The 25,994-nt window shown below is 72.3% G+C and carries 24 protein-coding genes; 15 read left to right on the top strand and 9 right to left on the bottom strand.

Features of this window, described 5'->3' with window-relative positions; genetic code table 11:
• Nucleotides 1-120: 120 nt before the first annotated feature.
• On the bottom strand, nucleotides 121-606 hold the full coding sequence (locus ACFCLZ_RS30110) for an ATP-binding protein (RefSeq protein WP_380281041.1): 486 nt from the start codon (nucleotides 604-606) through the stop codon (nucleotides 121-123).
• Between the two features lie 722 nt (nucleotides 607-1,328).
• Between ACFCLZ_RS30110 and ACFCLZ_RS30105 the strand changes: the two genes are divergently transcribed.
• The 3 genes from ACFCLZ_RS30105 (at nucleotide 1,329) to ACFCLZ_RS30095 (ending at nucleotide 3,971) form a co-directional block, all read left to right on the top strand.
• The gene (locus tag ACFCLZ_RS30105) at nucleotides 1,329-2,642 is read left to right on the top strand and encodes a hypothetical protein (protein ID WP_380281040.1); all 1,314 of its coding nucleotides are present in this window, start codon (nucleotides 1,329-1,331) and stop codon (nucleotides 2,640-2,642) included.
• Between the two features lie 8 nt (nucleotides 2,643-2,650).
• Nucleotides 2,651-3,193 carry a GNAT family N-acetyltransferase gene (locus ACFCLZ_RS30100; protein ID WP_380281039.1) on the top strand — a complete coding sequence of 181 codons (543 nt, stop codon included), beginning with the start codon at nucleotides 2,651-2,653 and terminating at the stop codon, nucleotides 3,191-3,193.
• Between the two features lie 202 nt (nucleotides 3,194-3,395).
• Nucleotides 3,396-3,971, top strand: coding sequence for an HD family hydrolase (locus ACFCLZ_RS30095; protein ID WP_380281038.1), 576 nt, complete (start codon nucleotides 3,396-3,398; stop codon nucleotides 3,969-3,971).
• Between the two features lie 232 nt (nucleotides 3,972-4,203).
• Here the strand turns inward: ACFCLZ_RS30095 and ACFCLZ_RS30090 are convergent, their stop codons facing one another.
• Nucleotides 4,204-5,391 (bottom strand): helix-turn-helix domain-containing protein, encoded by a 1,188-nt coding sequence (locus tag ACFCLZ_RS30090; protein WP_380281037.1) that lies wholly within the window; start codon nucleotides 5,389-5,391, stop codon nucleotides 4,204-4,206.
• 298 nt (nucleotides 5,392-5,689) lie between these two features.
• Between ACFCLZ_RS30090 and ACFCLZ_RS30085 the strand changes: the two genes are divergently transcribed.
• From ACFCLZ_RS30085 to ACFCLZ_RS30075, 3 genes are all read left to right on the top strand, one after another.
• Entirely contained in the window at nucleotides 5,690-6,508 is an 819-nt protein-coding gene (locus ACFCLZ_RS30085; protein WP_380281036.1) for a class I SAM-dependent methyltransferase, read from the top strand.
• 211 nt (nucleotides 6,509-6,719) lie between these two features.
• Nucleotides 6,720-7,181, top strand: coding sequence for a GNAT family N-acetyltransferase (locus tag ACFCLZ_RS30080; protein ID WP_380286325.1), 462 nt, complete (start codon nucleotides 6,720-6,722; stop codon nucleotides 7,179-7,181).
• A gap of 35 nt (nucleotides 7,182-7,216) precedes the next feature.
• Nucleotides 7,217-7,756 (top strand): flavoprotein, encoded by a 540-nt coding sequence (locus ACFCLZ_RS30075; protein WP_380281035.1) that lies wholly within the window; start codon nucleotides 7,217-7,219, stop codon nucleotides 7,754-7,756.
• A gap of 156 nt (nucleotides 7,757-7,912) precedes the next feature.
• Here the strand turns inward: ACFCLZ_RS30075 and ACFCLZ_RS30070 are convergent, their stop codons facing one another.
• The 3 genes from ACFCLZ_RS30070 to ACFCLZ_RS30060 are packed head-to-tail and all read right to left on the bottom strand — an operon-like array spanning nucleotide 7,913 to nucleotide 10,589.
• On the bottom strand, nucleotides 7,913-8,350 hold the full coding sequence (locus ACFCLZ_RS30070) for an NUDIX domain-containing protein (RefSeq protein ID WP_380281034.1): 438 nt from the start codon (nucleotides 8,348-8,350) through the stop codon (nucleotides 7,913-7,915).
• Nucleotides 8,347-9,600 carry a DegT/DnrJ/EryC1/StrS family aminotransferase gene (locus tag ACFCLZ_RS30065; RefSeq protein WP_380281033.1) on the bottom strand — a complete coding sequence of 418 codons (1,254 nt, stop codon included), beginning with the start codon at nucleotides 9,598-9,600 and terminating at the stop codon, nucleotides 8,347-8,349. The genes ACFCLZ_RS30070 and ACFCLZ_RS30065 overlap by 4 nt, the downstream gene beginning before the upstream one ends.
• Nucleotides 9,597-10,589 carry a Gfo/Idh/MocA family protein gene (locus ACFCLZ_RS30060; RefSeq protein WP_380281032.1) on the bottom strand — a complete coding sequence of 331 codons (993 nt, stop codon included), beginning with the start codon at nucleotides 10,587-10,589 and terminating at the stop codon, nucleotides 9,597-9,599. Before ACFCLZ_RS30060 ends, ACFCLZ_RS30065 begins: the two co-directional genes overlap by 4 nt.
• 155 nt (nucleotides 10,590-10,744) lie before the next feature.
• Between ACFCLZ_RS30060 and ACFCLZ_RS30055 the strand changes: the two genes are divergently transcribed.
• The 3 genes from ACFCLZ_RS30055 to ACFCLZ_RS30045 all read left to right on the top strand — a co-directional run bounded on the left by ACFCLZ_RS30055 (nucleotide 10,745) and on the right by ACFCLZ_RS30045 (nucleotide 13,838).
• On the top strand, nucleotides 10,745-12,058 hold the full coding sequence (locus ACFCLZ_RS30055) for a helix-turn-helix transcriptional regulator (RefSeq protein ID WP_380281031.1): 1,314 nt from the start codon (nucleotides 10,745-10,747) through the stop codon (nucleotides 12,056-12,058).
• Nucleotides 12,059-12,680: 622 nt separating this feature from the next.
• Entirely contained in the window at nucleotides 12,681-13,379 is a 699-nt protein-coding gene (locus ACFCLZ_RS30050; RefSeq protein WP_380281030.1) for a DUF6193 family natural product biosynthesis protein, read from the top strand.
• Nucleotides 13,380-13,427: 48 nt separating this feature from the next.
• Nucleotides 13,428-13,838, top strand: a complete 411-nt coding sequence (locus ACFCLZ_RS30045) for an SRPBCC family protein (protein ID WP_380286324.1) — start codon at nucleotides 13,428-13,430, stop codon at nucleotides 13,836-13,838.
• A 17-nt stretch (nucleotides 13,839-13,855) separates the two neighbouring features.
• Here the strand turns inward: ACFCLZ_RS30045 and ACFCLZ_RS30040 are convergent, their stop codons facing one another.
• Nucleotides 13,856-15,670, bottom strand: a complete 1,815-nt coding sequence (locus ACFCLZ_RS30040) for an NAD-binding protein (RefSeq protein WP_380281029.1) — start codon at nucleotides 15,668-15,670, stop codon at nucleotides 13,856-13,858.
• Nucleotides 15,671-15,870: 200 nt separating this feature from the next.
• Between ACFCLZ_RS30040 and ACFCLZ_RS30035 the strand changes: the two genes are divergently transcribed.
• The gene (locus ACFCLZ_RS30035) at nucleotides 15,871-16,470 is read left to right on the top strand and encodes an HdeD family acid-resistance protein (protein ID WP_380281028.1); all 600 of its coding nucleotides are present in this window, start codon (nucleotides 15,871-15,873) and stop codon (nucleotides 16,468-16,470) included.
• Between the two features lie 96 nt (nucleotides 16,471-16,566).
• Here ACFCLZ_RS30035 and ACFCLZ_RS30030 read toward each other — a convergent pair whose 3' ends face one another.
• Nucleotides 16,567-17,997, bottom strand: a complete 1,431-nt coding sequence (locus ACFCLZ_RS30030) for a CoA transferase (RefSeq protein WP_380281027.1) — start codon at nucleotides 17,995-17,997, stop codon at nucleotides 16,567-16,569.
• Nucleotides 17,998-18,068: 71 nt separating this feature from the next.
• Between ACFCLZ_RS30030 and ACFCLZ_RS30025 the strand changes: the two genes are divergently transcribed.
• Entirely contained in the window at nucleotides 18,069-18,794 is a 726-nt protein-coding gene (locus ACFCLZ_RS30025; RefSeq protein WP_380281026.1) for an MBL fold metallo-hydrolase, read from the top strand.
• A 12-nt stretch (nucleotides 18,795-18,806) separates the two neighbouring features.
• Here ACFCLZ_RS30025 and ACFCLZ_RS30020 read toward each other — a convergent pair whose 3' ends face one another.
• Entirely contained in the window at nucleotides 18,807-20,111 is a 1,305-nt protein-coding gene (locus ACFCLZ_RS30020) for a cytochrome P450 (protein ID WP_380281025.1), read from the bottom strand.
• Between the two features lie 357 nt (nucleotides 20,112-20,468).
• Between ACFCLZ_RS30020 and ACFCLZ_RS30015 the strand changes: the two genes are divergently transcribed.
• Complete coding sequence (locus tag ACFCLZ_RS30015) at nucleotides 20,469-21,377, top strand: hypothetical protein (protein WP_380281024.1); 909 nt, start codon at nucleotides 20,469-20,471, stop codon at nucleotides 21,375-21,377.
• 404 nt (nucleotides 21,378-21,781) lie between these two features.
• Here the strand turns inward: ACFCLZ_RS30015 and ACFCLZ_RS30010 are convergent, their stop codons facing one another.
• Nucleotides 21,782-22,090 (bottom strand): zf-HC2 domain-containing protein, encoded by a 309-nt coding sequence (locus tag ACFCLZ_RS30010; RefSeq protein ID WP_380281023.1) that lies wholly within the window; start codon nucleotides 22,088-22,090, stop codon nucleotides 21,782-21,784.
• 55 nt (nucleotides 22,091-22,145) lie between these two features.
• Here ACFCLZ_RS30010 and ACFCLZ_RS30005 point away from each other — a divergent pair, with 55 nt between their 5' ends.
• The 3 genes from ACFCLZ_RS30005 to ACFCLZ_RS29995 all read left to right on the top strand — a co-directional run bounded on the left by ACFCLZ_RS30005 (nucleotide 22,146) and on the right by ACFCLZ_RS29995 (nucleotide 25,952).
• Complete coding sequence (locus ACFCLZ_RS30005) at nucleotides 22,146-22,733, top strand: sigma-70 family RNA polymerase sigma factor (protein WP_380281022.1); 588 nt, start codon at nucleotides 22,146-22,148, stop codon at nucleotides 22,731-22,733.
• A gap of 331 nt (nucleotides 22,734-23,064) precedes the next feature.
• The gene (locus tag ACFCLZ_RS30000) at nucleotides 23,065-24,534 is read left to right on the top strand and encodes an MFS transporter (protein WP_380281021.1); all 1,470 of its coding nucleotides are present in this window, start codon (nucleotides 23,065-23,067) and stop codon (nucleotides 24,532-24,534) included.
• Between the two features lie 56 nt (nucleotides 24,535-24,590).
• Nucleotides 24,591-25,952 carry a cytochrome P450 gene (locus tag ACFCLZ_RS29995; RefSeq protein ID WP_380281020.1) on the top strand — a complete coding sequence of 454 codons (1,362 nt, stop codon included), beginning with the start codon at nucleotides 24,591-24,593 and terminating at the stop codon, nucleotides 25,950-25,952.
• The last annotated feature ends 42 nt before the right edge of the window (nucleotides 25,953-25,994 follow it).

The following is a 25,994-nucleotide window of genomic DNA, read 5'->3' as shown; positions in this document are numbered from 1 at the left end:
GCGTCCTCGGTGAGGTGTCGGCAGGTGGGGTTGGCGGCAACTCGTCCGGTATGCCCCGGGGAGGATCCGACTTGAGGGCGGGCTACAGGAAGGAGATGGGCACAGGAAGGGGGCGCGGGGCTAAACCGCAGCCTCTGCGGCGTCCAGAAGAAGGACTCCGTCCTCTGGGGCGGGGTGCGGACCGATCGCGGCCCACACCCGCTTGCCGGTGCGATGGGGCTCGTAGCCGTTCGCCTCGGCGTAGGCGCCGATCAGCCGAAGGCCGCGTCCGGACTCGTCATCGACACCGGCATCGCGTCTCACCGGGGTGTCGGTGGTGCTGTCCATGACCGCGATGACGACGCGGTCGCAGTCCAACCACATGTCAACGTCGATCAGCCCAAGGCGGGGCCGGCCGTACCGGGCCGCGTTGGTCACCAGCTCCGTGAGCACGAGGATCGCGGCGAACGACTGGTCGCCGTCCGTGTCGAGCCCCCACGTCTGGAGGACGGCGACCGCGTTCGTGCGGAGACTGGGGACCGCGCTCGGCGCGCGGTCGACCGTCCAGCTGGCCCTCTTCGCGTCGATCGGGGCCTGCGGGCAGGGCCGCACCTTGGTCGCGCTCACTATTGCCACCTCTGCTCGGTGCGTCCGCCGCACCCTTTGCTGATCTGGTCGAGGATCCGTAGCCGCACAAGGGCCACGTTCCGGACGGGCCGTAACTGGTTGTCCAACTGTCCACGCCGGCGTTCGGCGAGTACTGGAAGATGCCGTAGCGGCGGGGCGAACCGCCCGCATCGGTGACCACTCCCCCTGGAGAGCTAACGGGGAGCAGCGGTGCCGGGGCGGGCTGGTTCACCTCTTACCTCTCGTGGGTCGGGAGCCTCCCGGGCCCATGCTGGAACCCGGGAGACTCGGCGTCACGGGAGCGGGCTACTCGTCGCTGTGCTGGTTGTTGCTGTCGTGCTGGTGGTTCGCGTCGTCGCTTTCGTGGTGGTTACCGCTGTCCTGCTGGTCGTTGTCGTCCATGGACGTGTCCCTCCTGGTGAGCTGCCAGTCGGCAGCAGTCGGCGTGCGTGCGCGCCACCGCGGATCCCATAAGGGGCCGTGCTGGGGCGGCGGCCCGTACCGGCGCAAACGCGCGGCGACGCGGGCCAGCGAACCGGAACTTCCGGAGGACGCCTCGTTCCCCGCCCTGACCACCGGCCGCTGACTGACAGTCAACCGCTCGTGACTCAGCGATGGATAGGTCATTCCCCGGCGGTCGCGTTCACGCCTCCGGACATTCCTGCAGGATTGACGACCTTGTGACAGCGGGTAATTTCTCCGCAACGGATCGAGGAGCGCAGATGGCACCCCGTCGCCCGAACGTCGCCCTGCAGATACTTATGAACGAAGCAGGTCTGTCCGCCGGCAGGCTCGCGCAGGCCGTCAACACTGCTGAGCAGCAACGATTCGGGCGGCCGGGGAACGCCACCGATCGCCAGGTGCGTCGGTGGCTGTCCGGGGACACCGCGCTGCCTCAGCTGCACAACCTCGTGGCCCTCATGGACGTCTTCGCGGTGGAGGTCCACCAGCTCGGCTTCACTCTTTCGGGTACGAGATCCCGGCAGCTTGCTCTGCTCCAACCCAGCCCTACGCTGCTGACAGAGGCCGCTGCTGAACCTCAGGAGGATCACGTGCACCGTCGCCAGTTCATGATCGCCGCTACTGGGAACCTACTCTCCTTCGCGCTCGCACCCTTGCCGACCTCCGGACGGATCGGGGCGAGTGATGTCGCCCGCATCCGAGAGAGCATCGACCAGCTCCATGCCGTGGATGACACCTACGGCGGCGCCCAGCTCGCCGACATCACCGAGGACTTCGTCCAACAGATCGAAGCCGCTATGAGCCGGTGCTTGTATGGGCCGGCTGTCGAGAAGTCGCTCTATCAGGTCCTCGGAGAGCTGCATGCCAGCGGCGGATGGTTCTGCTTCGACAGTGGTGACCATGTCCGCGCGAGCAGGAACTTCGATGCTGGCCTGCGGGCAGCGCTGCTGGCCAGTGACCGCATGCTGCAAGCACGTATCTGGGCCTACATGTCCCGACAGTCATGGGAACTGGGTCGCGCCATGGAAACCGTGACCATCGCCCGCGCCGCCCTGGATGCCACCCGGAACAGCCGAGATCACCGGCTCAGCGCGCTACTCCATGGCCGTTTGGCCCTCGGCTATGCGGCATCCGGTGAGGGCGCACGTAGTGGGAACGCCCTTGCTCGCGCCGAAGCCTCACTCGACCGCGCCAGGGACAACGGCGCCTCGGCCTGGCTTGCCTTCGTCGGCCCCGGCGAGTTGCTCGCTTCGGCAGCGATGGTGCACATGGAGCTGCGCCAGCCCGATCATGCCGCTCATCAGGAGGAGCAGGGCATGCGCCTCCTCGACCCCAAATTCAGGCGCAACCGTTTCGCCACGCTGGTCCACCTTTCCGAGTGCTACCTTGCCGCCGGGCGCACCGAGGAGGCCGTCACCGCAGCAGGGCAGGCGCTCGACCTCCTGTCGTCAGTGAACTGCCTCCGGTGGGCGGTTCGCCTCGGCGGATTCAGGCAGAAGGTGGCCAGCATCGGTCTACCCGCAGCGCGGAGCTTCGTGGAACGCTTCGACGTCCGGACCAACTCCCACTTGTAAGGAACGTCGTGGCCGCCACCTTGACCGTCAGCTACTACACCAGCGAAGGCCTGCCGGTCATCGAGCGGAAGCTGATCGACCTGTACGCCGAGATCTACGTCGTGGAGGCGGCCAACGATCCGTTCTTCTCCGTCGAGCGGTTCACCGAGCGACTTCATGCCCATGCCCGCCAGTCTCGCTGGGGCTGCGCTCTCGGCGAGGTCGACGGTGAGGCGGTCGGCTACGCCTACGGCTTCGCCCGGACCGCTGGCTACCGGTGGCACGGCCTGGTCACCCCAGCGCCGGCCGAAGTCCTGGAGGAGACCGACACGAGGACCTTCGCGCTGTGCGAGATCATGGTCGGCGGGGCCTGGCGCGGAACCGGAGTGGCACGCACCCTGCACGAGGAACTGCTGAGCCACCGGATCGAGGACCGATCGAACCTCCTCGTCGAGGCGGGCCACCCCAGGGTCCGGGCTCTCTACGAGCGGTGGGGCTACACCAAGATGGGCACCATGCAGCCCTTCCCGGACTCGCCCCGTTACGACTCCATGCTCCGGACGATCAGGTGATCCTCGACGTGGCGAGCGCTCCATGGGCGTCCTCATCGCCGACCAGACACCCCACCCACCCAAGTCCAAAGCCGCGCGCGACCAGTACGACTGGACCCACGTCCTCGACCTACTCCGCCCGGTTCTGCGTTCGAGGTGAGGCCCACGCCGATCGGGTAGGTGTGCCGCAGCAGACCTGACACCGGAGAGAGACGGGGTACCCATGACCGAGAACGAGCAGGCGAAAGGTACTGCGGGGTACCTGTTCGAGGCGGGGATGCTCAAGCGGGCCAAGCGGTCGGGCTGGTGGATCGCCGGTGTGAAGGATCCCGAGACCATCGGCGAGCACTCCTTCCGCGCCGGTGTCGTCGGTGCGGTGCTCGCGATGATGGAGGGTGCCGATCCGGCGAAGGTAGCTCTGCTGTGCCTCTTCCACGACACACAGGAGACCCGCGTCGGTGACATCCCGCACATCGGGCGGCGGTACGTCACCGCCGCGGACAACGAGCGCGTCACCGCCGACCAGGTCAGCGCCGCTCACCCAGCCGTTGTGACGGGTGTGCGGGCGATCGTCGAGGAGTACGAGAACGGAGAGAGCCTCGAAGTGGTCGTCGCGCACGACGCCGACAAGCTCGAATGCCTGATCCAGGCCGTCGAGTACCGGGAACAGGGATACCAGAACGTCCAGCCCTGGATCGACAGCAGTCTCGCCCGGTTGAAGACGGAATCGGCCCGGCAACTCGCCGAGGCGGCGCTCACGATGACCTCACTGGAATGGCAGAAGGTCTACCTGGGATAGCGATGCCTTCTCTCCGCCCTCGCCGACTGGGCTTCGGCGAGTGTTGGGAAGCTGGCGAAGAGGGCCAAGGGAGATGGTGACGGCGGTGCGGAGTTGGAGATCCGACTGAAGGCAGGCTCGCGCAGCCGCAGTGCGGTGAGGAGACGGCCTATGACGATCGGGCGTTTCGGCGGTCACCGCTGGAGAAGGAGCGGTCTATCACTCTTCGGCGAATTCCGGCTCCAATGAGTGATTATCCGATTCCTGCCCAGTGCGCCAGGCCCGTGAGCGTGCCCGGCGTCGATCGGTGTGCGGAGACGAGTCCGGTGACCGTCTCACGCATCATCGGGTGGTAGCGCATCTGCTGGGGAGCGATCTCACGGGCGCGCTGCAACGACGTCAACGATGCTTCGGGCCGCCCGATCCACAGCTGCGCCCGCGCCACCTCCGCGATGTGGGCGGCCGCCCGTGAGGCGGGCCATTCGTCCGGAACCCGGACCTGCTCGGCGACTTGGACGGCTTCTGCGTACTTGTACTGCTCGGCGAGCGTCGCCACCTGGTGCACGGCCACATTCGTCGGGCCGAAGGAGAGCCAGTGCACTCGGACGGCCTCGCCCGTGGCCTCGGAGATTCGCGCGGCCAGCGAGATGTGCTCGGCCGACGTGTCGCCGTCGCCGGACCGTGCGGCCAGCATGGCGGCGCCGAGGTGGAGTTGTCCCACCGCCACGTCACGGACCCGGCCGACGTCCGCCTGTTCGAGGGTGGCCATACCGACCCCGACGAGTCGCCTGCCCAGGTCGAACTGGCCCGAGCGGAGGTAGACGATCGAGCGCAGGTACTGGCGGACCCCGGCGAGAACCGGGTCGGACGCGCGTTCGGCAGCCCATGCCATCCGGTCCAGGGCTACGACACAGAGGTCGCTGTAGCCCAGTTTCGTGGTGATGTCGTAAGCCGTGCGGTACGTGCTCGCCAGCACCTGCCACGCGGCGTCGGACGGTGCCGTGTGCGCGGCCGTGGTGGCCTCGGCGATCAGGCCGGGCAGAGCACGGGCGGCATCCTTGATGCGGGTCTCGCGGATCAACGCGCACAACTGATCTGCCTCGGAGCGCAGTTCGTCCACCGTGCGGGGCAGGACATCGGGGTCGGCGCCGAGGTCGTACAGGTCGAGGGCTTCGCGAATCGGCTGGATCAGTATGTCGAGCTCGTCCTGTCGCAGCTCGGCCAGGTAGGGCTGGCCCGTGAGGTCGACGGTCTGCACGAACAGCGCGCGGGCGATGGCCGCGATCACGGCGGGCGTGGCCGGTTTGACGCCCTGCTCGACCTTGGCCAGCATGCTGTAGGAGATGTGGGCGCGGGCGGCGAGTTCACGCTGGGTCAGCCGCCGGAGCTTGCGGTACTTGGCGATGCGTTCGCCGATGTGCTCGGAGATGTGCCTGGGCATACTGGTACTCCGTTCATAGCAACCAGTGCGGACGATACCCGCCGAAGAAGGCGGGATGTGCTTTCTCCAAGGGAGTCGGGCCTTGACCGAGCAGCGCAGGCCGTTCCTCTACGCAGTCGGGGCCGAGGTGTATGCCGTGCGTATCCTCGACGCTCTTGGAGATGCTGCCACGCCGGCAGTCCGAGCACATGATGGCCGGCATGTGCTGGGAGCCCGAGGTCTCACGTGAGAATGGTCCTGGAATTGCCATTGCCAGAGCACCTCGTCCGGCCTGAACGGGTCCGCCAGCGGAGGCAACATGACGAGTAGCACCGTGCGTCGCCGCGCCGCAGTCGCCGACCGCGCAGTCCTCGTCAACAGCGCCTACGCCGACGACCGGCACCTGCTCGCGCGCCAGTCGATCTACCGCTGGCAACAACCGCGGTACGACCTGCCGGGGCTCATCACCGCCGAACTGGCCGCCACCAGCGGCACGGTGCTCGATATCGGCTGCGGCAATGGCAAATTCGTCAGTCGGCTGAACCGGGACCGCGCCGACCTGCGGGTCGTGGGGGTGGACATCTCAGCCGGCATCCTCGCCGAGGTGGAGAAGCCTGTGCTCGTCGCCGACGCCGAGGCGCTGCCGTTCGCCGACGGAAGCGCCGACGCCGTACTGGCCCTGCACATGCTGTACCACGTCGGTGACATCGAGGCCGCGATCAAGGACCTTGCCCGTGTCCTGCGCCCCGGGGGTGTTCTTCTCGCATCGACCAACAGCGACACGGACAAGCGCGAACTCGACCAACTCTGGGCGCGGGCGGCAGGCGACATTCTCGGCATCCCTCACGGGCCGGAACGGGTCTCCCTCAGCTCACGCTTCTCCCTGGAGAAGGCCCCCGACTACCTCGGGGCGGCCTTCGGCCGCGTTCAGGTCCGGGAACTGCCTGGTGTCATCGAACTCACCGACCCGGCCCCGCTGGTCGCCCATCTGGCTTCCTACGAGGCGTGGGCCGAGCAGTCGGGCGTCCCGTTCCGGGAGACCGTCGAGCGCGCGCACCAGATCGCTACCGGCATCATCGCGGATCAAGGCTCGTTCAAGATCACCTGCCTCGGCGGCATCGTGGCCTGCCGACGGTAGGCCACGACGACCGCGTGCCCGCCGCCGCACGGGCCCGGCCGGCCCGAAGTCCTCTGTCCGCTTCGGGCCGGGAACGGCGTGATCTGTGATCCCGCCCGCACCGGCAGTCCGGCCGTGCGAGAGTTGGCGGCGACCACGGTTCCAAACGGAGGCGGGTGTGATCGAGCTACGCCACTACCAGAAGGGCACGCTGCCCGACGGGTTCCGGCAGATGCTGCTCGACGTCCACGCGGAAGCGTACGCCGCCGAGTTGGCCGAGGACGAGTTCGTGCAGCGCTTCCCGTGGTTCGTCGACCACTGGGCGAGCCTGGCGGGCTTCGCCTGCGTGGTCGCGTACGACGGTGGCGAACCGGTCGGCTTCGCCTACGGCGCGCCGCTGTCCGCCGGCCGGGAGTGGTGGCGGGAGCACATCGCCAATCCGCCCGAACTGTGCGCCACCTTCGGGTTCTCCGAGCTGATGATCCGCCCTGCCTGGCGCGGGCAGGGCGTCTCGGCACAGCTCCAGTCCGCGTTGATCGACAACCGGCCCGAGGACCTCGCCGTGCTGCTCGTCGACCCCGGCCACCCGAAGGTCCAGAGGCTGTACGAGTCCTGGGGCTACAGCGCGGTCGGCTTCAGGCAGCCCTTTCCGGACTCGCCCCGCTTCGCCGTCATGGTCCGCACGCTCCGGTGAACGGCGTGTCCGTCACTACAACGAGGAGTTCCGACTTGGACGAGCACCGTACGCCGTTTCTCTACGCCGTCGTCTGCGCCTCGGCTGTGGCCGGCGGGGTCGACGCACTGATCACCGCCGCTCACGCCGAAGGCTGGGAGGTCGGGGTGATAGCCACGCCCAACGCGCTGGGGTTCATCGATCAGGAGTCCATAGAGAAGCAGACCGGCTACCCGGTCCGCTCCGCCTGGCGCACGCCCGGCACTCCCCGGCCGCTGCCCCCGGCGGACGCCATAGCGGTCGGCTGTGCCACGTTCAACACCATCAACAAGTGGGCCCTCGGGATCACCGACACCCTCGCCCTCGGCATCCTCTGCGAGGCCTACGGGCTGGGCGTCCCGATGGCCGCCCAGCCCTTCGTCAACTCCGCCCTCACCGCCCACCCGGCCTACACGGAGAGCCTCGCGCGGCTCCGCTCCATGGGCGTCCTCATCGCCGACCAGACACCCCACCCGCCCAAGTCCAAAGCCGCACGTGACCAGTACGACTGGACCCGCGTCCTCGACCTGCTCCGCCCGGTCCTGCGTTCGAGGTGAGGCCACCGCCGATCGGGTAGGTGTGCCAGACGGGCATCTGGTCGCGCGGGCCCCGATGGGAGCTCGGGATCCCGCTCCCCCGGCTCCAGAGGTGAAGCGGCCCGGTCCTCGACGTTTCGAGGACCGGGCCGCTCGGCAGAGCCTGACGGCTCCGGCTCAGGAGGTGATGATCAGGTTGCGGACCTCGTCGCTGACTTCGGGCAGATTGCCGGGATGGGCCCACTCGTGGGCGTCGTGCTCGGTCAGGACGATCGGCTCGGTCCTCTCCACGGTGACGGCGAAGTTGAACTGGCGCGTGGTGCCGCCGCGGCTGTTCTCGTAGTCGAAGTGCCCGATGTAGCCGATGACCTGGTCGATGGCCAGGCCGGTCTCCTCGCCGGTCTCGCGGTGCAGGGCGTCCAGGATGGTCTCCCCGGCCTCGACCGTGCCGGAAGGGATCTCCCACAGGCCGCCCAGGTAGTCGTCGGGGTTGCGGCGCACGAGCAGGACCCGCCCGTCGTGGTTGATCACGGCGGCGGCGACGAAGCCGGTGATGCCGGCGGCGGAGGCCTCGGCCGCCAAGCCGGCCACGAACTCGGGGGAGGTGACGGTCACAGCAGCTCCTTGTGGTGGTCGCTGATCTTCATGGCCGCGCGAACGTACTGCTCGGCCAGCTCCAGATCCTGCTCACGATGCCAGACCGGGAGCTTGATCATGTGGGCATGGGCATGCTCGGCGACCGGGAAGTCGCCCGGCTCGTACCGGCGGTGGGAGTGCGGGTGGCCGGGGAACAGCATTGTCGGGTGCTGGTACAGCGGCAGCTGGTTCAGCGGACGGGTGGAGCCGGGCCGGTCGAACTCGGTGGCGCCCTCGGCGATCAGCGCCTGGTGGAACGTCTCGATCGGCAGGCCGCCGAGCTCGTCCGGCTTGTAGGTGAGCGTCAATCCGTACCAGGACGGGACCACCCCTTCGGGCATCTCGGTGACCTCCAGGCCCGGTATCCGGGCCAGCCGTCCGGTCAGGTAGCGCGCGATCTCCGCCCGGCCGGCGAGGTGGTCGTCCAGGCGAGCGAGCTGGTCATGGGCGATCGCGGCGGCGAGGGGGTGGATCCGGAGCTTGAGGCCGGCCCCGGTGACCGCGTACCGCGCGAGCGGATGGCCTTCCGGGATCTCGGTCCTGGCCCGCTTGTTGTAGTGCGCGAGCGTGATGACCCGGTAGTACGTGTCGTCGTCGTCCGTGAGGACGAACCCGCCCTCACCGCCGGACAGCGGCTTGGGGCCGTTGAGCGAGAACGCTCCGGCGAGGCCGAACGTGCCGACCTTATGCCCGGCGATGCCGGCTCCGTGGGCATGGGAGCCGTCCTCCAGCACCACCAGGTCGTGGGCGTTCGCCACGGCCACGAGGTCGGTCATGTCGGCGGGCTTGCCCCACAGGTGGGTGACCATGATCGCGCGGGTGCGCGGGGTGATCAGCTCCTCGACCCGGTTCGGGTCGATGTTGCCGTCCGGCCTGGTCTCGCACAGCACCGGCACGGCGCGGAGATGGAACAGCGGGGAGGCGGTGGCGTGGAAGGTCCATGCGGGGACGATCACCTCATTGCCGGGCCTGATCCTCGCAGCCCAGTAGGTGGCGTGCAGGGCAGCGGTGCCGGAGCTGGTCGTGACCGCGTGCCGGACGCCGAAGTACGCCTGCAGGCCGTCCTCCAGGTCGGCGACTATGCCGGACCGGCCGGGGATGGAGACGGCCGCGTCCAGCTGGGCGGCGACCTTGGCCCGCGTGCTGTCATAGATCGGCGGCCACTCGAAGTGCGCTCCGGCGGCGGTCACTTCGGGCCGACCGCCGAGGAGGGCGAGGGTTGAGGTCACAGCATCTCCTTCGGGTCGATGTAGCGCCCGGCTGCCTTGGACTCGTAGCAGGAGGCGATGAAGGCGGCGTGGGCGAGGTGCTGTTCGGGGCCGGAGGTGTTGGGGCGTTCGCCGTCCAGGACCCGGCAGAAGTAGTCGATCTGGGCGGTCGATGCGCTGGCGGGCGCGTGCGGCCGGGCGAGCTCCTCCACGACGGTGCCGTTGAGGTCGAGCCGCTGGAGGTGGCCCTTGGTCAGCAGCACCGAGCCGCGGGTGCCGACGACGTGCAGCTTCTCGGTCTTCGGGGCCGCCCAGCGCGAGAGCAGGACGGAGCCGTAGAGGTCGGATTCGTAGCCGAGCTGGATGACGGCGGTGTCCTCCGCGTCGTAGCCGGCCTCGGGCAGGGCTGTGGCCGAGAAGTCGGCGATGACGCGGCTGGGCAGGCCGAAGTACCACAGCAGCAGGTCGATGAGGTGGTAGCCCATGTCGATGATGCAGCCGCCACCGGCCAGTTTGACGTCCCCGCGCCAGCCGGCTCCGGGGTCGTCGGTGTGGAAGGTGTACCGGCCGTCGATGAGGAACGGGGTGCCGATCTGGTCGAGGAACTGCACCACGCTGGTGTAGATCGGGTTGAACCGCCGCTGGAGGGTGACCATCAGCTCCACCTGCCCGGCCTGGCAGATCGCGGTGAGTTCGCGGGCCTCGGCGAGCGAGGTGGCGAACGGCTTCTCCTTGAGGACGTGCACGCCCCGGGCCGAGCACTCTTCGATCACGGCCCGGCCTGCATGGTGCGGGACGGCGACGATCACGAAGTCCGGACAGACGGCGTCCAGCAGGTCGGCGGCCCGGGTGAAGGCAGGTACCTGGAGGGACTTCTGACGCTCGCGCAGGATCTCGGGGTCGCTGTCGCAGATCGCGACCAGTTCGGCCCTGCCGGAGCCGAGCAGGCCGGGCAGGTGGTCCTCACACGCCTGGTGGCCGAGACCGATGACCGCGGCGCGTCGCTTCATGGGCAGACTCCTTCCGCTTCGTGAAGGAAGTTCTTCGGTGTGCGTCGAGTACAGCCCAACTCGCCGCCACCGAACAGGCATTGTCTGTAGTCCCGGGGTTGTCCCGCCTTCGCCGGCAGTAGGCTCGCGGTCACTGTCGATGATGGGATTGGCCCGTGGACGACCCGATCCGGCACCCCCTCGCCTACGCACGCGTACTGCGCGGCTGGTCGCAGGGCGACCTTGTCGCCCGCCTCGACCGGGCCGCCCGCCGCCACGGGCTCCTCTCCGGCGCCGACAAGGCTGCCGTCAGCAGGTGGGAGAACTGGCGCAAGACGCCGAACCTCGACTCCCAGCTCCTGATCGCCGAAGCGTTCGGCGTCAAGATCTCGGAGATGGAGGCGTACGGCTGGCCCTACTGGCTGCCCGGACGCGACGAACCGCTGCCGCTGGGGTCCGCCTACACCGTTCAAGCCCTCCACGATGCGCAGAGAGCCTCCATGGACCGACGCAGCTTCATGACCTACAGCGCTGTCTCGCTGGCCGGCCTCGCCGCCCGGTGGGCCACGATCGAACCCGAACGCCTCACCTCGGCCCTCGGGGGCAAGCGGGTGGACGCCGAACTCGTCGGCTGGCTGGAGGACACCAGCACGAAGCTGACGGCCCTGCCCACCGAACAGCGCCAGCACACGGCTCGCCTGATGGACGCCCACCTGGCCACGGTGACTGAGCTGATCGAGGACGGCCGCTACAGCGAGAACACCGGCCGCAGGCTGCACCTGCTGGCGGCCTCGCTCGCCACCACCTGCGGATGGCACCGCTTCGACCAGGGCCGGCACTGGGCGGCCGGGAAGCTGTGGGGTGCGGCCCTGCAGTCCGCGCACGCCGCCGGCGACCGCGACCACGGCGCCGGGGTGCTCTCGGACTTCGCCTACCAGTCGAACTGGCTCGGCAAGCCGAAGGTCTCCGTGGACCAGCTCGGATACGCGCTGTCCGGCATCGAGCACCCCGCCGCCCAGTCCCTGCTGTTCCTCCGCCGGGCCAGGGACCACGCCGCGCTTGGCGACCGCTCCGCCTGCTACCGCGACCTGTCCGAGGCCGAATCCGCTCTCGCCGTCGAGGCCGCCGACCCCGCACCCGGCTGGTGCGCGTGGATGAGCCCGGCCGACCTCGCCGTGGACTCCGGCCAGTGCCTCCTGGACCTCGGCCGAACCGACGAGGCCCATGCCCGGATCGCCGAGGGCATGACCCTGCTGCCCCGCGCCAGGGACAAGACACGCGGCATCTTCCTGACCTACCAGGCCAAGGGCTGTCTCCAGGCCAACGACGTCGAGCAAGCGCTCGCCGTCACCAGCGAGTCGCTCGACCTGGCCACCCGCATCGGCGCCCCGCGGTGCGTTGCCCTGGTCCGGGAGCTCGCGCCGGCCTTCGAGCCCTACCGCCAGGTCGACGGCGTCCCGGAGCTCCTGGAGCGGTTGAAGGCCGGCTGAGCACACCAGCTGGGGAAGGCCTATCGCGAAGTCGCTGCTGGGCCGGTCGGAGCCGCCGCAGCACTGGGGCCAGACCTCCGGTGCCGCCGGCCGGCTGCTGCAGACTGAACTCGGCGGTGCGTCAGACCCTCTCCGCGGAGCGGAGGGGTCCGGCACCTCGGCTTCGTCCTCCCGACTGCGGCCGAGGGCTGGACACGCTGCCCCGAGTTCGCCCCTGCCCCGCACCTCGGGGCAGGGGCACCCGCCTGCCAACTCTTCTTCAGAGGAAGTCCGTTGCCCGCACAGCACGACATCGCATCCGAGCGCGAACTCTGGGACACGTACGCGGCCGGCATCAAGGACGACGTGTTCGATGACGGGCCACCCGATCTGGGCTGGCCTGCTTCGGCGGAGCGGATTCGAGTCGGTGGAAGCCGCGGTGCTCGACGCCCCGACCGAGGGCCACATCGGCACTCTGATCGTCACGGGCAGGACCCCGAGGGCCTGACGCCCGGCCATGAGCCGCCCCTCGCACGGCGGGGATCTCCCGGCCGACCTGCGTCACCTCACCGACATCGGCTGTGGCGATGGACATTTTCCCGAGTGGGAGCGGTTCGGGCAGACTGGGGGGACGGACTCGGAGATGGGGGCTGGCGTGGGTGCGTGGGACGAGGACGGCGCGCTTGGGGCTGCGCTGGGGCAGGTGGCCGAGGAGTTGGGGCTGGTGCTGCCCGAGGCGGACGGGACGTGGGCGCGCCTCCCGGAGTACGGCGACGCGGAGGGCGGTCGGCAGGTGACGGTGTGTCCGCCGGACCGGAAGGGACGGAGCTTCCGGGTGGACCTCCGGCTGCGCGGCACGCCGCTGGCCTCCGGGGGGACGGCGGACCTGGCCAAGGCAGCCAGGGCGGTGGCGGCGTGGACGGGCGGCGCGGGGCTGGAGGAGACCCGGGCACGTGCGCCCTTCATCCGGTTCAGGCCGTGGGCCCTGGTGCATGAACGGGAGCCGTTCGGCCCCGTCGAGCTGACCTGGCGGGTCAAGCTCGACCGCGTCCACACCGCGCCGTACAGCCGCCACCCGCGCGCCCACGCGCTGCTGGCGGCGGCGTACGCCCAGCCGGTACTCCGGCGGCTGAAGCCGGTCAACAGCCACTTCGACCTCTGGTTCTCCACCAGCATCGAGGAGTACTGGAAGACACCGGTCGGGTACATCATCAGCCCGTACGACGAGGAGCTGTACGGGGTGCGGCACAATGGCGAGTTGATCGCGCGCACCGAGACGCCGGAGGAGGCCGTCGCCCTCGTGGTGGCCGCCCTCCCCGAGGGGCTCGGGCCCGCGAGCTGAGACGACGGACGCCGGGACCGTCCGGCGTGCGGGGGAAGGGGAACGGCCATCGCCACCATCGTTCAGGACATCGTGATCGAATCCGCCGCGGAGGACGTGTGGGAGGCGGTCCGGGATGTGGGGGCGGTGCACAGGCGGCTCGTTCCCGGGTATGTCCTCGACGTCCGGATGGAGGGCGACACCCGGTATCTGACGGTGCCCGGTGGCGCGGTGGTCCGGGAGCTGATCGTCAGCGTGGACGACGGCCTCCGCCGGCTCGCCTACTCGGCGGTGGAAGGGTTCCGGATCCCCCTCACCCACCACCACGCCTCGTTCCAGGTGTTCCCCGAGGGGCCCGGGCGGTGCCGGCTGGTGTGGATCACCGATGTGCTGCCGCACGCGATGGTCGAGCAGGTGCGGCCGCGGGTCGTCCGGGGGGCCGAGGTCATGAAGGAGACGCTGGAGCGGCGGGTGGGTTGAACGGCGGGCGACGGCGGTCAACTGTCGGCCGTGAGCGTGGTGTTGAGGCGGGCGAGGCCGCTTCGGGTGGCGGCCACCACGACACTGTCGCCGGGTTCGAGGGCGCGGGTGCGGTCGGCGTAGCGCCAGTGGTAGAGCTGCGGGTTGCGGGCGAGGCGGACGGCGAGGACGCGGAGGCCGCCTTGGTCCTCCAGGTCGTGGCGGTTGAGGCCGATCAGGCCGCTGCCGAGTTCGGCGGTCAGTTCGGCGACGAGCAGGACGTGGCGGAACACCGAGAGGGTGCCGAGCACTTCGCGGCCCATCAGGGCGGCGGCGAAGGCCGGGGCGGCGAGGTAGGAGGTGGAGCGGGAGGCGACGTTGTCGAGCGTGGCGTAGACGTGGCTCGCGAAGCTGTCGTCGAAGAGGCGCAGGACCACCCGGACGTCGGGCCGCACCGCCCGGGCCTCCAGGGCGGCCTCCAGGTTGGTGGCGTCGTCGCCGCTGACGGCGACCACCGCGCGGCTGTGCTTGAGGCGGGCCCGGCGCAGTTGTTCGGCGAGCGGGCCGTCGTCGACGACCACCGGGACGCCGAGGGCGCGGACGGCGGAGATGCCGCGGGCCTGCGGGTCGCTCTCCAGGCCGACCACCGGCACGCCGAGGCCGTGCAGTCGGCTGACCACCCGGGTGCCGACGTTGCCGAGGCCGACCACGACGACGTGGTCGCGGGTGCCGACGCCCGGGTTGCGGGGCTGGCCGCGGCGGCCGGAGGCGAGCACCTCGACCATGATGGCGGTGGCGACCGGGGCGAAGGTGATGCCGCAGAAGGTGATCACGACCTGGGCGACCCGCTGCCAGGTGCCGCCGGTGCCGGACCCGTCGCCGCCGCCGGGCTGGTCGGGCTGGGCGGCGCCGGCGAGGTCGAGCAGGGAGGTGTAGAACGTCCAGGCGAAGTTGCCGTTGAGGTGCCAGAGCAGGCCGAAGGCGAGCAGCACCGCGACCAGGGCGGTGATCAGCACCAGGCGCAGCCGGGCGCTGGTGAAGAACCGCAGGGTGTCGAGCAGCCGCCAGCGCAGCCGCCGCCACCAGGCGATCCGCACGGCGGGTTCGCTGGGCAGGCTCTGCAGGGCGGCGGTGCCGCCGGGTTCCGGGTCGGGTCCGACCGTGCCGGCGGCGAGGCGGGCCGCGGCGCCGGAGCGGATCGGCCCGTCGTCGCCGAACTCCCTGGCGAGCCGGACGTAGGAGGCGGAGTCGCCCTCCTGCTCGGGCAGCAGCCGGATCCGGCCGAGGTCCTGGGGGTCGATCCGGTCGGCGACGATGCAGAGCCGGTCGGAGTGGATGTCGTCGTCGTAGGCGATGTGCAGGAAGCGGTCGCCGACCTGGACGGAGTTGGGCCGGGACAGGGCGGCGTCGGCGAAGGCGGGGGCGGCGGTGGCGGAGCCGGAGAGCGCGGTGCCGTTCCTGAGCAGGCGTTCGATGTTGGAGCCGAGCCGCTGGTTGAACATCCGCAGGACGATGCGGATGCCGGGGTTGTGTCCCTGGGCGGACAGGGCGGCGTGGATGTTGCCCTGGTCGTCGCCGTCGACGAAGGCGATCCCGCGCGCGGTCTCGACCCGGACGGCGCGCAGCGCCTCGTCGGTGACACTGCTGTACTCGACGACGGCGGCGACGCCCTCCAGCTGTTCGATCCGGGGCGCGTGGTCGCGGGTGCGGTCCGGGACGAGGACGACGACCGGTACGTCGTAGAGCTCGACGAGTTCGAGTGCCAGGCGGTGGGCGAGCGCGTTGCCGCCGCAGACGATGTAGTGCTGGCTGATCGGCTCGACCGGAGGGGTCCCCCACCCTTCAGAAGTCATATCGCCGGATCTTATCGACGCCGGGTGAGGCAGAGGTGGCGTTCCGGCAATCCCGGGGGAAACCCCTTCGATCGCCCGAACGGGTGTATCCGACGCGCGGAGGACGGCGCGCGCGGCGATCGTGGGGAGCACCCGCCCGTCCGCGCGCCGAGGATGCCCGCTCGCACGCCGGGGCGCCCACTCCCCTGGAGGACGCCACCGTGGTTTCCCCGATCATCACCCCCGACGGCTCCCCGGTCCAGGGCCCGCTCGGGCTGCTCGCCAAGGCCGCCTGGCAGGTCCTGCTGGTCGCCGGGCTCGTCTCGCTCGGGCTCGGGATCGTCGTGTTCGTCTGGCCGGAGGAGACGCTGCTGGTGGTCGGCGTCCTGTTCGGCCTCTATCTGCTGGTCATCGGCATCGTGCAGCTGGTCGCCGCGTTCGGCACGCACGCCACCACCGCGATGCGGGTGCTGGCGTTCGTCAGCGGCGCGATCTGCGTGCTGCTGGGCCTGCTGTGCTTCCGCAGCGCGGCCCGGTCGGTGCTGCTGCTCGCGATCTGGATCGGCATCGGCTGGCTGTTCCGCGGGATCACCCAGCTCGTCGCCGCCATCTCGGACGCGACCATGCCCGCGCGCGGCTGGCAGGCGTTCGCGGGCGTGGCGAACACCCTGGCCGGTGTGCTGCTGATGGTCTGGCCGGTCGGTTCGATCACCGCGCTGACCGTCCTGGCCGGCGTCTGGCTGCTGATCCTGGGGCTGATCGAGATCGTGACGGCCTTCCAGATGCGGAGCACCGCGAAACGGATCCCGTCGGGTGTCTGAACGCGTCGGCCGGCCCGGCGTCGGCCGGTCGGCCCGGCATCGGTCGGCCCGGCACTGGTCGGCCCGGCAGCGACCGGCCGGCGCCGGCCGACGCGTTCAGCGCCAGACCGGCGCGTCCGTGCCCCAGCGCCCCGGCGGGCGCTCCCAGTCCGCCGGGGCGCCCGCGTACCCGACCGGCGGCAGCGCGTACCGGAGCCGGCCGTGGGGCGCGTCGGTCCCGGTGAGCCACCGGGCGGGGTCGTAGGGCTCGTCGTTGGGCAGCACGTGCGGGTCCGCGGTGGGGGCGATGCCGTGCAGCAGCCAGGAGGCCGTGCCGGCCAGGGAGTAGCGCAGGTGGCGCCCGCCGGGCCGGGCGGTGCGCTGCTCGGTGAGGGCGCGCAGCACGCCGGCCGCGACGAGGTAGCCGGTGCCGTGGTCGAGGGCCTGGGCGGGCAGGGCACCGGGGCGGCCGTCGGCGCCGGCCTCGGTGGCGGCGATGCCGCAGCCCGCCTGGACCAGGCTGTCGAAGCCGCGCCGCCCGGCCCACGGCCCGGTCCAGCCCCAGGCGTTCAGCTGGACGACGACCAGGCCCGGCCGGCGGGCGAGCAGGGCGTCGGGGGCCAGCCCGTACGCGTCCAGCGCGCCGGGGCGGTAGCCGCTGACGACGACGTCGGCGGTGGCGAGCAGTTCCTCGAAGGCGGCCCGGTCCGCGCCCTCGGCGAGGTCGAGACGGGCGGAGCGCTTGCCGAAGCCGGTGTCGGCGTGGGCGTCCTCGGCCTCGGGCAGGCGCGGCGGGTCGATGCGCAGCACGTCGGCGCCGAGCAGGGCGAGGGTGCGGGTGGCGACCGGGCCGGCGATCACCCGGGTGAGGTCGAGGACGCGGATCCCGGCGGCGGGCCGGTCGGCGGGGGCGGCGGCCAGCGGCCGGGGCGCGGTCCCGTCGGCGGCGCGGACCTCGACCAGGGGCAGCGTGGTGTCGCGGACCGGCGCGACGGCGACGGCGAGCGCCCCCGCCGCGTAGGCGCGCTCCTGGACGGCCGCGGCCGGCAGCTCGCGCAGCACGGCGGCGAGCCGGTCCGGCCCGGTGCCCTCGGGCAGGCCGAGGGCGGTGAGCAGCCGGTCGCGGTGGTGGGGGTAGTTGGCGTGGGTGCGCAGCCAGCCGTCGGCGGTCGGCCAGAAGCCGGAGAGCGGCGCGAAGGAGACCGGGGCGCGGCCGTCGATCCGCAGGTGGCGCTCGCTGACGAAGGCGGTGGCGACCGCGCCCTGGTCGATCCGCACCCGCGGCACGGGGGCGCCGGTGCGCAGCGCGGCGAGTTCGGCGGCGGCGAGCGAGCAGGCGGCGACGGTGGCCCGGGCGAGGCGCCGCACGGGCAGCCGGGAGGGCAGCACCGCGTCGGGGCCGTGGAAGGAGACCCGCTCCAGCAGCGCGGACGGCCCGCCGAGGGCGTGCCAGGCGCCGGCGGTCGGCCCGTCGGTGGTGGGCCCGCCGGCGGCGGGGGTCGGCCGGTGGCCGGGGCCGGACGGTGCGGGGAGCGAACGGTCGGTCATGTCGGCATTCTGCTCCGGGCCGTGGGTAGACGCAGTGACGTCGGCCACCACAACCCTTGGGAGGACCCCGTATGGCCAGCACCCGCCCCGGCCGGACGCCCTCGGTCCGGCGGCTCGACCTCGGCTACTTCGTCCGCCCGGCCCAGGAGGCGGGCGGCCCGCAGCCGCGGGTGGAGCCGGTGCTGGCGTACCTGGTGCGCCGGCCGGAGGGGCTGCTGCTGTTCGACACCGGCCTCGGCGAGGGCGATCCGGAGGCGGACGCGCACTACCGCCCGGTGCGGCGGCCGCTGACGGCGGCGCTGGCGGCGGCGGGCGTGGCACCGGGCGACCTCGACGTGGTCGTCAACTGCCATCTGCACTTCGACCACTGCGGCGGCAACCCGCTGCTGGCCGGGGTGCCGGTGTGGACGCAGGCGGTGGAGCTGGCGCAGGCCCGGGCGGGCGGGTACACGATCGACGCGCTGGTGGACTTCCCCGGCGTCCGCCACCGGGAGCTGGACGGCGAGGCCCAGGTGTGGCCGGGCGTGCGGGTGGTGCCGACGCCCGGTCACACGGCCGGGCACCAGTCGCTGGTGGTCACCGGGCCGGAGGGCTGCACGGTGCTGGCCGGGCAGGCCCACGACACGGCGTCCGCGTACGGCGCGGCGGTGCTGGCGCGCCGGGCGGCCCGGGAGGGGGTGGTCGGCGCACCGCTGCCCGGGTACCCGGCCTGGCTGGACCGGCTGGCGGCGTTCGGCCCGCGCCGGGTGCTGTTCGCGCACGACCACGCGGTCTGGGAGCCGGCCGGGCCGTTGTGAGGCCCGGGGCCCTCAGAAGGTGAACCGGAGCGAGCGGATCCGGTGGTCGAAGCTGGACGGGACGAACTCCGGCTCGCCGGCCGAACGGGCCTCGGGGAGCCGGGTGAACAGCTCCCGGTAGAGCACCTTCATCTCCTGCCGGGCGAGGTGCGCGCCGAGGCAGTAGTGCGGCCCGCCCCCGCCGAAGCCGAGGTGGGGGTTGGGGCTGCGGGTGATGTCGAAGGCCTCGGGGTCGGTGAAGACGGTCTCGTCGCGATTGGCGGAGCCGTAGTAGAGCACCACCTTCTCGCCCGCCCGCAGCAGCGGGCCGTCGGGGCCGCCGAGCCGGTGGTCGACGGCCAGGGTGCGGCGGAACTGGATGATCGGTGTGGAGTGGCGGACGATCTCGTCGACCGCGCCGCCGAGGTGCCCGTCGAGGTCGCCGAGGAGCAGGGCCCGCTGTTCGGGGTGGGCGGTGAGCAGGTGGAGGCCGTGCGCGAGGGCGTTGCGGGTGGTCTCGACCCCGGCGACGAGCAGCAGGGAGAAGAAGGCGCCGAGTTCGCGGCCGGTGAGGCGGCGCCCGTCGACGTCGGCGGTGACCAGCGCGGAGATCAGGTCGTCGGTGGGCCGGCGGCGGCGTTCGCGGCCGAGGTCGGCGACCATGCCCTGCATCCGGGCCAGTGCCCGCAGCCCGCGGCCGGGCATCCGGATCCGCTGGCGCAGCGGGCGTTGGACGCCGGTGTGCTCGGAGGCGTGGTCGACCTGGTCGAGGATGGCGCGGCGGGGCTCCTCCGGGATGCCCATCATGTTGCAGATCACCCGGAAGGGGAGCTCGGCGGCCACCGCGTTGACGAAGTCCGCGGGGCGCTCGCGCTCAATCCGGTCCACCAGCTCGGTGGCGACCAGGCGGATGTCGTCCTCGACCCGGGCGATCAGGCGCGGGGTGAAGGCGCGGGAGACGATGCGGCGCAGCTGGGCGTGCCGGGGGTCGTCCAGGTTCACCATCGAGTCGCCGAACAGGAGGCGGACCCAGCGGGCCGGTTCGGGGGTGGTGACGCCGGGTCCGCTGAGGAAGACGTCGGGGGTGCGGCTGGCCTCGACGACGTCGGCGTGCCGGACGAGGGCGTGGAAGCCCGGGGCGTCGCCGAAGCGGGCCGGGGCGGGCAGGCGGCGCAGCTCGGCGAAGGCGGCGGCGCGGGCCCGTTCGGGCAGCCGCCAGAACGCCGGGTCGGCGAGGTCGGCGAGGTCGGCGGCGGGCGCCGGGGAGGCAGGGGCAGGGGTGGTGGAGGCAGGCGTGGGGTCGGCTCCGGTGGCGGCCTCGGGTGCGGTGGTGTCCATACCGGGTCTCCTGTCTCCATCTGTCGCCGTCGGCGCCCGTGTGTGCGATGTCACATCCAGGGCGTCACATTCAGTACGGATCAGCACGGACGGTGTCAAACCGATATGACGGGATGAAGAGCATCCTTCGTTACCCGTTCGGCCGGCCCCGGCGCGGCGGCCCCTCGCGCACCGTCGGGATCCGGCCACCCCACCGTCACCGCCCGTATCGGCGCCCCCGACCCGCCGCCGGCGGCGTCGGTGCCCGAGCGGCTTGCCCGCACGGGCCGCCTCCGAGGTGGCGGGATGTGCCCGGACAGGGGCGGAACCGGCCAATACCGGAGGGTGCGGTACAGGTCGGCGGGGGCGGGTGCGACGATGAGTGTCATCGTGATGACCGACCGGATCCGCTCGCTGCGCGCCGTGGTCTTCGCCGCGCTCTGCGTGGCGCTGGCCGCCACGGCGCACGTCGCCATGGCCGGTTCCGGGGTCTCGGCCCCGGTCCTGGTGGGCGCCTTCGGTCTCACCCTCGGCGTCACCTGGCTGCTGGCCGGCCGGCGGCGGGGGCTCGCGGTGATCAGTTGCTGGATGGTGGCGGCGCAGACGGCGCTGCACCTGACGTTCGAACAGGCGGGCTCGCTGTTCGGGGTCGGCGGCCTCGCCCGCACGCAGCAGACGGACTGGGCGTCGCTGCTGCTGTGCAATCCGGACGCGACGCCCACCGGGCTGTCCTCGGACGACCTGGCGCTGATGGCCGGGCTGGACCCGGACGTCCCGCCGTCCGGCTTGCCGGCCACTCTCCCGACGCACGCGCACGGCGCGGCGGCGGCGCCGGACCTCTCCTCCGCCGTCGGCACGCCGGTGCCGGACGCCGGTTCCGCGGCCGCGTCCGGGATGACCGGGCACGGCGGCATGAGCGGGATGACCGGCACGGGCGGGTCGAACGGCATGGGCGGTATGGGTGGCATGGGCGGCCACGACATGGCCGCGCACGGCATGTCGACCGGAATGATCACCGCCCACGTGGTCGCCGCGCTGGCCTGCGCGCTGCTGCTGTGGCGCGGCGAGACGGCGCTGGTGCGGCTGTTCGAACTGCTCGGCGCACTGGGCTCGGTGCTGGCGGGGGCGCTGCTGGCGCCGCTGCTCGTCCTGTTCGCCCGGGCGGCCGGCTACCTTCCGCCCGACGCGCCCAGACCCGTCGGCCACCGGGCCCGGCTGCCGCGGTCGGTGCTGCTCTCGCACGCCCTGGTCCGCCGCGGACCTCCCCCGGCCGCGTTCGCCCGCTGACGCGCCCGCCGCCGTTCCCGGACACCGCCGGTGTCCGCCGTGCGGTGGGCAGGTCGCCCCGCGTCGCAGCCGCGCCGCCGGGTACCGCCGCCCGTCCCGGACGACCGCCGACCGACCGCGCTCCACCGCCGCCCGCGCCTCCCGCCGGGACGGCCGTGGTCCGCCGCGGCCGGACGGCTCGCCGGGGCCGGGGAGCCGCCGGTACCGACGGAGGCCGCTGCCGCCGCCGGGGTCCGGGCCGCGCGCGCCGACCGTCCCCGCCGCTCCGCCGGCCGGGGCCGGGTCGCGCGGCCGCCCACCGACGCCGACGGTGCCGCCCGCAGCGGCACCGCACCCCGTCTTCTCCTCAGGACCTCTTCATGCCTGACTTCGACGGCGCACCGGCTTCGCCCGGCGCCACCGTCCTACCGCGTCCGCCGGTCGTCCCCCTGCCCGGGACGGCCCTCTTCGGCTCCTTCGTCCTCGACCCCGCCGGGGCCGACCGCCCCGGGGGCCTCCGCACCGAGGCGCTCGAGCAGCTTCGCCGTCCAGTCCGCCGGCGGCTCGCCGGCCGCGTCCGCGAGTTGCGGGCCGCGCAGTTTCTCCGCCCGCTCCAGCCACTCCCGGCAGGCCGCGCACCGCGCGACGTGCCTGTCCAGCCGACGGTCCGGCACACCGGCCGGTTCGCCGTCGAGGCGGGCGGACAGAGCGGTACGGAGTTGCGCGCATCTCATATGACTATCGTCCCGCACCTTCTCCGAGGTGGGACCGACCGGGTGGGGGACCGTCGTGGATGACGAGCAGCTGACCGCGCTCGCCCTGGCCGCCCGCGAGGGCCGGTCCGCCGACGTCGAGGCCTTCGTCCGGGCCACCCAGCGGGACGTGTGGCGGTTCGTCGCCCACCTCACCGACGTGCAGTCCGCCGACGACCTCGCCCAGGAGACCTTCCTGCGGGCCCTGCGCAGCCTGCCCGGGTTCGCCGGGCGCTCCTCCGCCCGCACCTGGCTGCTGTCCATCGCCCGGCGGACCGTCATCGACCGCTACCGCACCGCCGCCGCCCGGCCGCGCTGCGCCGCGCTGCCGGACTGGCAGGAGGCCGCCGAGCGGCAGGGCACCGCGCCCGCCGCCGGTTTCGAGGACGGCGTCGCGCTCGGCGACCTGCTGGACCGGGTGCCCGCGCAGCGACGCGAGGCCTTCGTGCTCACCCAGGTCGTCGGACTGAGCTACGCCGAGGCCGCCGAGGTGGCCGGCTGCCCGGTCGGCACCGTCCGCTCCCGGGTGGCCCGGGCACGTGAGGAGCTGATAGCCCGGCTGCGGGCGGCCGAGGCCGGGGAGCCGGCGCCGGTCCCGCCGGCCGAACTGGCGGCCGTCGGCTGAGGAGGCGGCGGGCCGAGGGACCGTGGGCCCGCGACGGCGAGGACGACACCGGCCCACTGACAGATGACAGCTGACAGATTTCAGAATCTGTCAGCTGTCATCTGTTATCTGAAATCTGTCAGCTGTCATTTGTCAGCCCCCGGGCGGCGCCACGGGCCGCGCGGCGGGCGCTCCGGGCGGGCGGGCAAGATCGGCCATCGTCGCCATGATCCGGCCAAGCCGCAAAAATCCCCCACCCGTTCGGAACTCGCACCGGGGTGCCTCCGACTGCTGTATCGGACGCCGCCGCCGAGGTGGCGTCCGGACAGCACGGGGGAACGGAGGATGACCCATGGCAACGCAGCAGTCGCCCGCCACCAGCACACCGGGTGACAGCCGGGCCGGGGCGACGGACCGGTGGAGTCTGGTCTTCGCCGCCGGCCTGATCTCCTTCGTCGCGATGCTCGACATGAACGTCGTCAACCTCGCGCTCACGGACATCGCGAACGCCTTCGACGTCTCCCCCACCACCGCCCAGTGGGCCGTCCTCGGCTACCAACTCCCGCTGGTGGCCCTACTGCTGCCGGCCGGACGGTGGCTGGACCAGGTCGGCCTGCGCGCCGCCCTGCTGCTCTCCGTCGCCTGCTTCGCGCTCTGCAGCGCGCTGGCCGCCGCCGCACCCTGGGCGAGCTGGCTGATCGCCGCCCGCCTCGCCCAAGGCGCGTTCGGCGCCGTGCTGTTCGTCCTCATGCCGGTCCTCGCCGCCACCGCCGTCCGCCCGGAGCTGCGCGGACGGGCGATGAGCGTGCCCGCCACCCTGGGCCCGCTCGGCGCCGTCCTCGGCCCGGTGATCGGCGGCCTGCTGCTGGACCACGTCGGCTGGCGGGCTATCTTCCTGGTCAAGCTGCCGATCTGCCTGGCCGCCTGGCTGATCGCCCGCCGCGACGCCCCGCGCGGCGGCGGGCGGCTGCGGCTGCCCGACCGCGGCTCGCTCGGCGACGCCGCGCTGATCGGCTCGGCGATCGCCGCCGTCCTGCTCGGCCTCACCCTCGCCCCGGACGCGCCGCTGTGGCTGCTGCTCGCGCTGCCCTCCGTGCCGCTGGTGCTGTTCTGGCTGCGCCGCCCCGGCGGGCGCCCGGTCGCCACCGTGCTGCGCGCCTCCGGCACCGCCGCCGTGAACGGCTCGGTGCTGGCGCTCGCGGCCGGCTTCGCCGCCAACCACTTCCTGCTCGCCCAGTACCTGCGCCGGGAGGACGGCGAGAGCGCGACCGCCACCGCGCTCACCATGCTGGCGTTCCCGCTCGGCATGGTGGTGGCCGGCCGCTTCGGCGGACGGCTCGCGGACCGCTGGGGCGCCCGCCCGACGGCGATCACCGGCGCCGCCGTGACCGCCCTCGGCATGCTGCTCCTCATCCCGGTGGACACCGACTGGTCCTCACCCGACATCGCCTGGCGGCTCGCCGTCGCCGGCGTCGGCATGGGCCTCAACGGCGGCCCGGTCCAGGCCCTGGTGATGACCTCGGCCCCGCCGGACCAGCTCGCCACCGCCGGCTCGGCCGTCCAGCTCTCCCGCAGCCTCGGCTTCGCGCTCGGCCCCGCGCTGGGCACCGCCGCCACCCTGTACGGCACCACCGAGATCGCCGGCGTGCGGGCCGGCCTCACCCTCGCCACGACCGCCGCGGCCCTCGCCGTGGCCCTGCTGACCCTGCACCACCGCACCACCAAGGGCCGCAAGCCCACCGACCGCACCGAGAGCACCACGAGCACCGACAGCACCGACAGCACCACCGAGACCGACCGGACGATCGGCAGCCCTGCGTGACGGATCGTCACCACTCGTCCTGCACACGGCAGATCCATACCGGAGGAACATCCGCAATGACCGACACCGCCCACGACCCGACCGCGGCGGGCGAGGCGCCCGACGGGGCCCGCTGCCCGTTCGGTTACGACGAACTCCCCGACCCCGTGCCGCTGTTCGGCCCGGAGTACAAGAGCGACCCCTACCCCCTCTACCGGCAGATGCGGGCCGCCGGCCCCGTCCACCGGGTGACCTTCCCCAGCGGCGTCGGCGCCTGGCTGGTCACCGGCTACAAGGCCGCGCACGAGGCGCTCAACGACCCCCGGCTCGGCAAGAACCACGCGCTCGGCAACGACGGGTGGCGCCGGCTCGCCTCGATCATGCCCGAGCCGCAGCACTCGCAGCTCCAGGTGCACCTGCTGCACCAGGACCCGCCGAAGCACACCACCATGCGCAAGCTCGTCCTGGACGCCTTCTCACCGCGCCGGGTGGAGTCGCTGCGCCCGCGCATCCAGGAGCTCGCCGACGCCCTGGTCGACGAGCTGCCGCCGACCGCCCCGGCCGGCGGCAGCGACCTGGTGGCCGGCTTCGCGGCCCACTACCCCTTCCGGGTGCTGGCCGAAGTGATCGGCCTCCCGCAGGAGTTGGCCGTCAAGTTCGACCGCGACTGGGGCAAGGTGGTGCAACCGGTCGGCCCGCAGGACCCGGGCCGACCGGCGTACGAGGGCCGCCTGCACGGCCTGCAGGCCTACATCGCCGAGGTGGTCGCGCACAAGCGCGCCACCCACGACCCCGCCGGGCCCGACGTGGACCTGCTCGGCCGGCTCGTCGCCGCCTGCGACGCCGGTGAGTTGAGCCCCGAGGAGCTCGACTCGATGGTGTTCCAGCTGCTGGTCGCCGGCCAGGAGCCGGTCACCAACCAGATCACCACCATGCTGATCACCCTGCTGCGCCACCCGGAGCAGCTCGACCGGCTGCGCACCAGCCTCGACCCCGAAACGCCCACCGCCGAACCCGGCCTGCTCACCCGGGCGATCGAGGAACTGCTGCGCTACGACGGCGCGTTCGAGCTCACCACCTGGCGCTTCTTCGCCGCGGACAGCGACCTGCACGGCACCACTGTCCCGGCCGGCGACTCGGTGATCGTCTCGCTCGGCGCCGCCAACCGCGACGAGGAGCAGTTCACGGACACCGACGTCCTGGACTTCGACCGCTCCCCCAACGCCCACCTGGCCTTCGGCCACGGCATCCACTTCTGTCCCGGCGCCGCCCTGGCCCGCGCCGAGCTCCAGATCGCCATCGGCACCCTGCTCACCCGGCTGCCCGGGCTCCGCCCGTCCGTCGCCGACGACGAGCGCATCGACGCGCTCGCCTGGGTGCCCGCCGTCCTGGCCCGCGGGGTGAACCGGCTCCCGGTCGCCTACGACCGGCGGATCTGAGCGCCCGAGAAGGGGCCACCACGCTTCTCCCTGCACCCACCA

It is taken from the genome of Kitasatospora purpeofusca (genome assembly GCF_042691725.1).
Taxonomy (GTDB): domain Bacteria; phylum Actinomycetota; class Actinomycetes; order Streptomycetales; family Streptomycetaceae; genus Kitasatospora; species Kitasatospora purpeofusca_B.
Note: the sequence above shows the minus strand (reverse complement) of the source record. Positions and strands in the feature narration are given on the sequence as shown.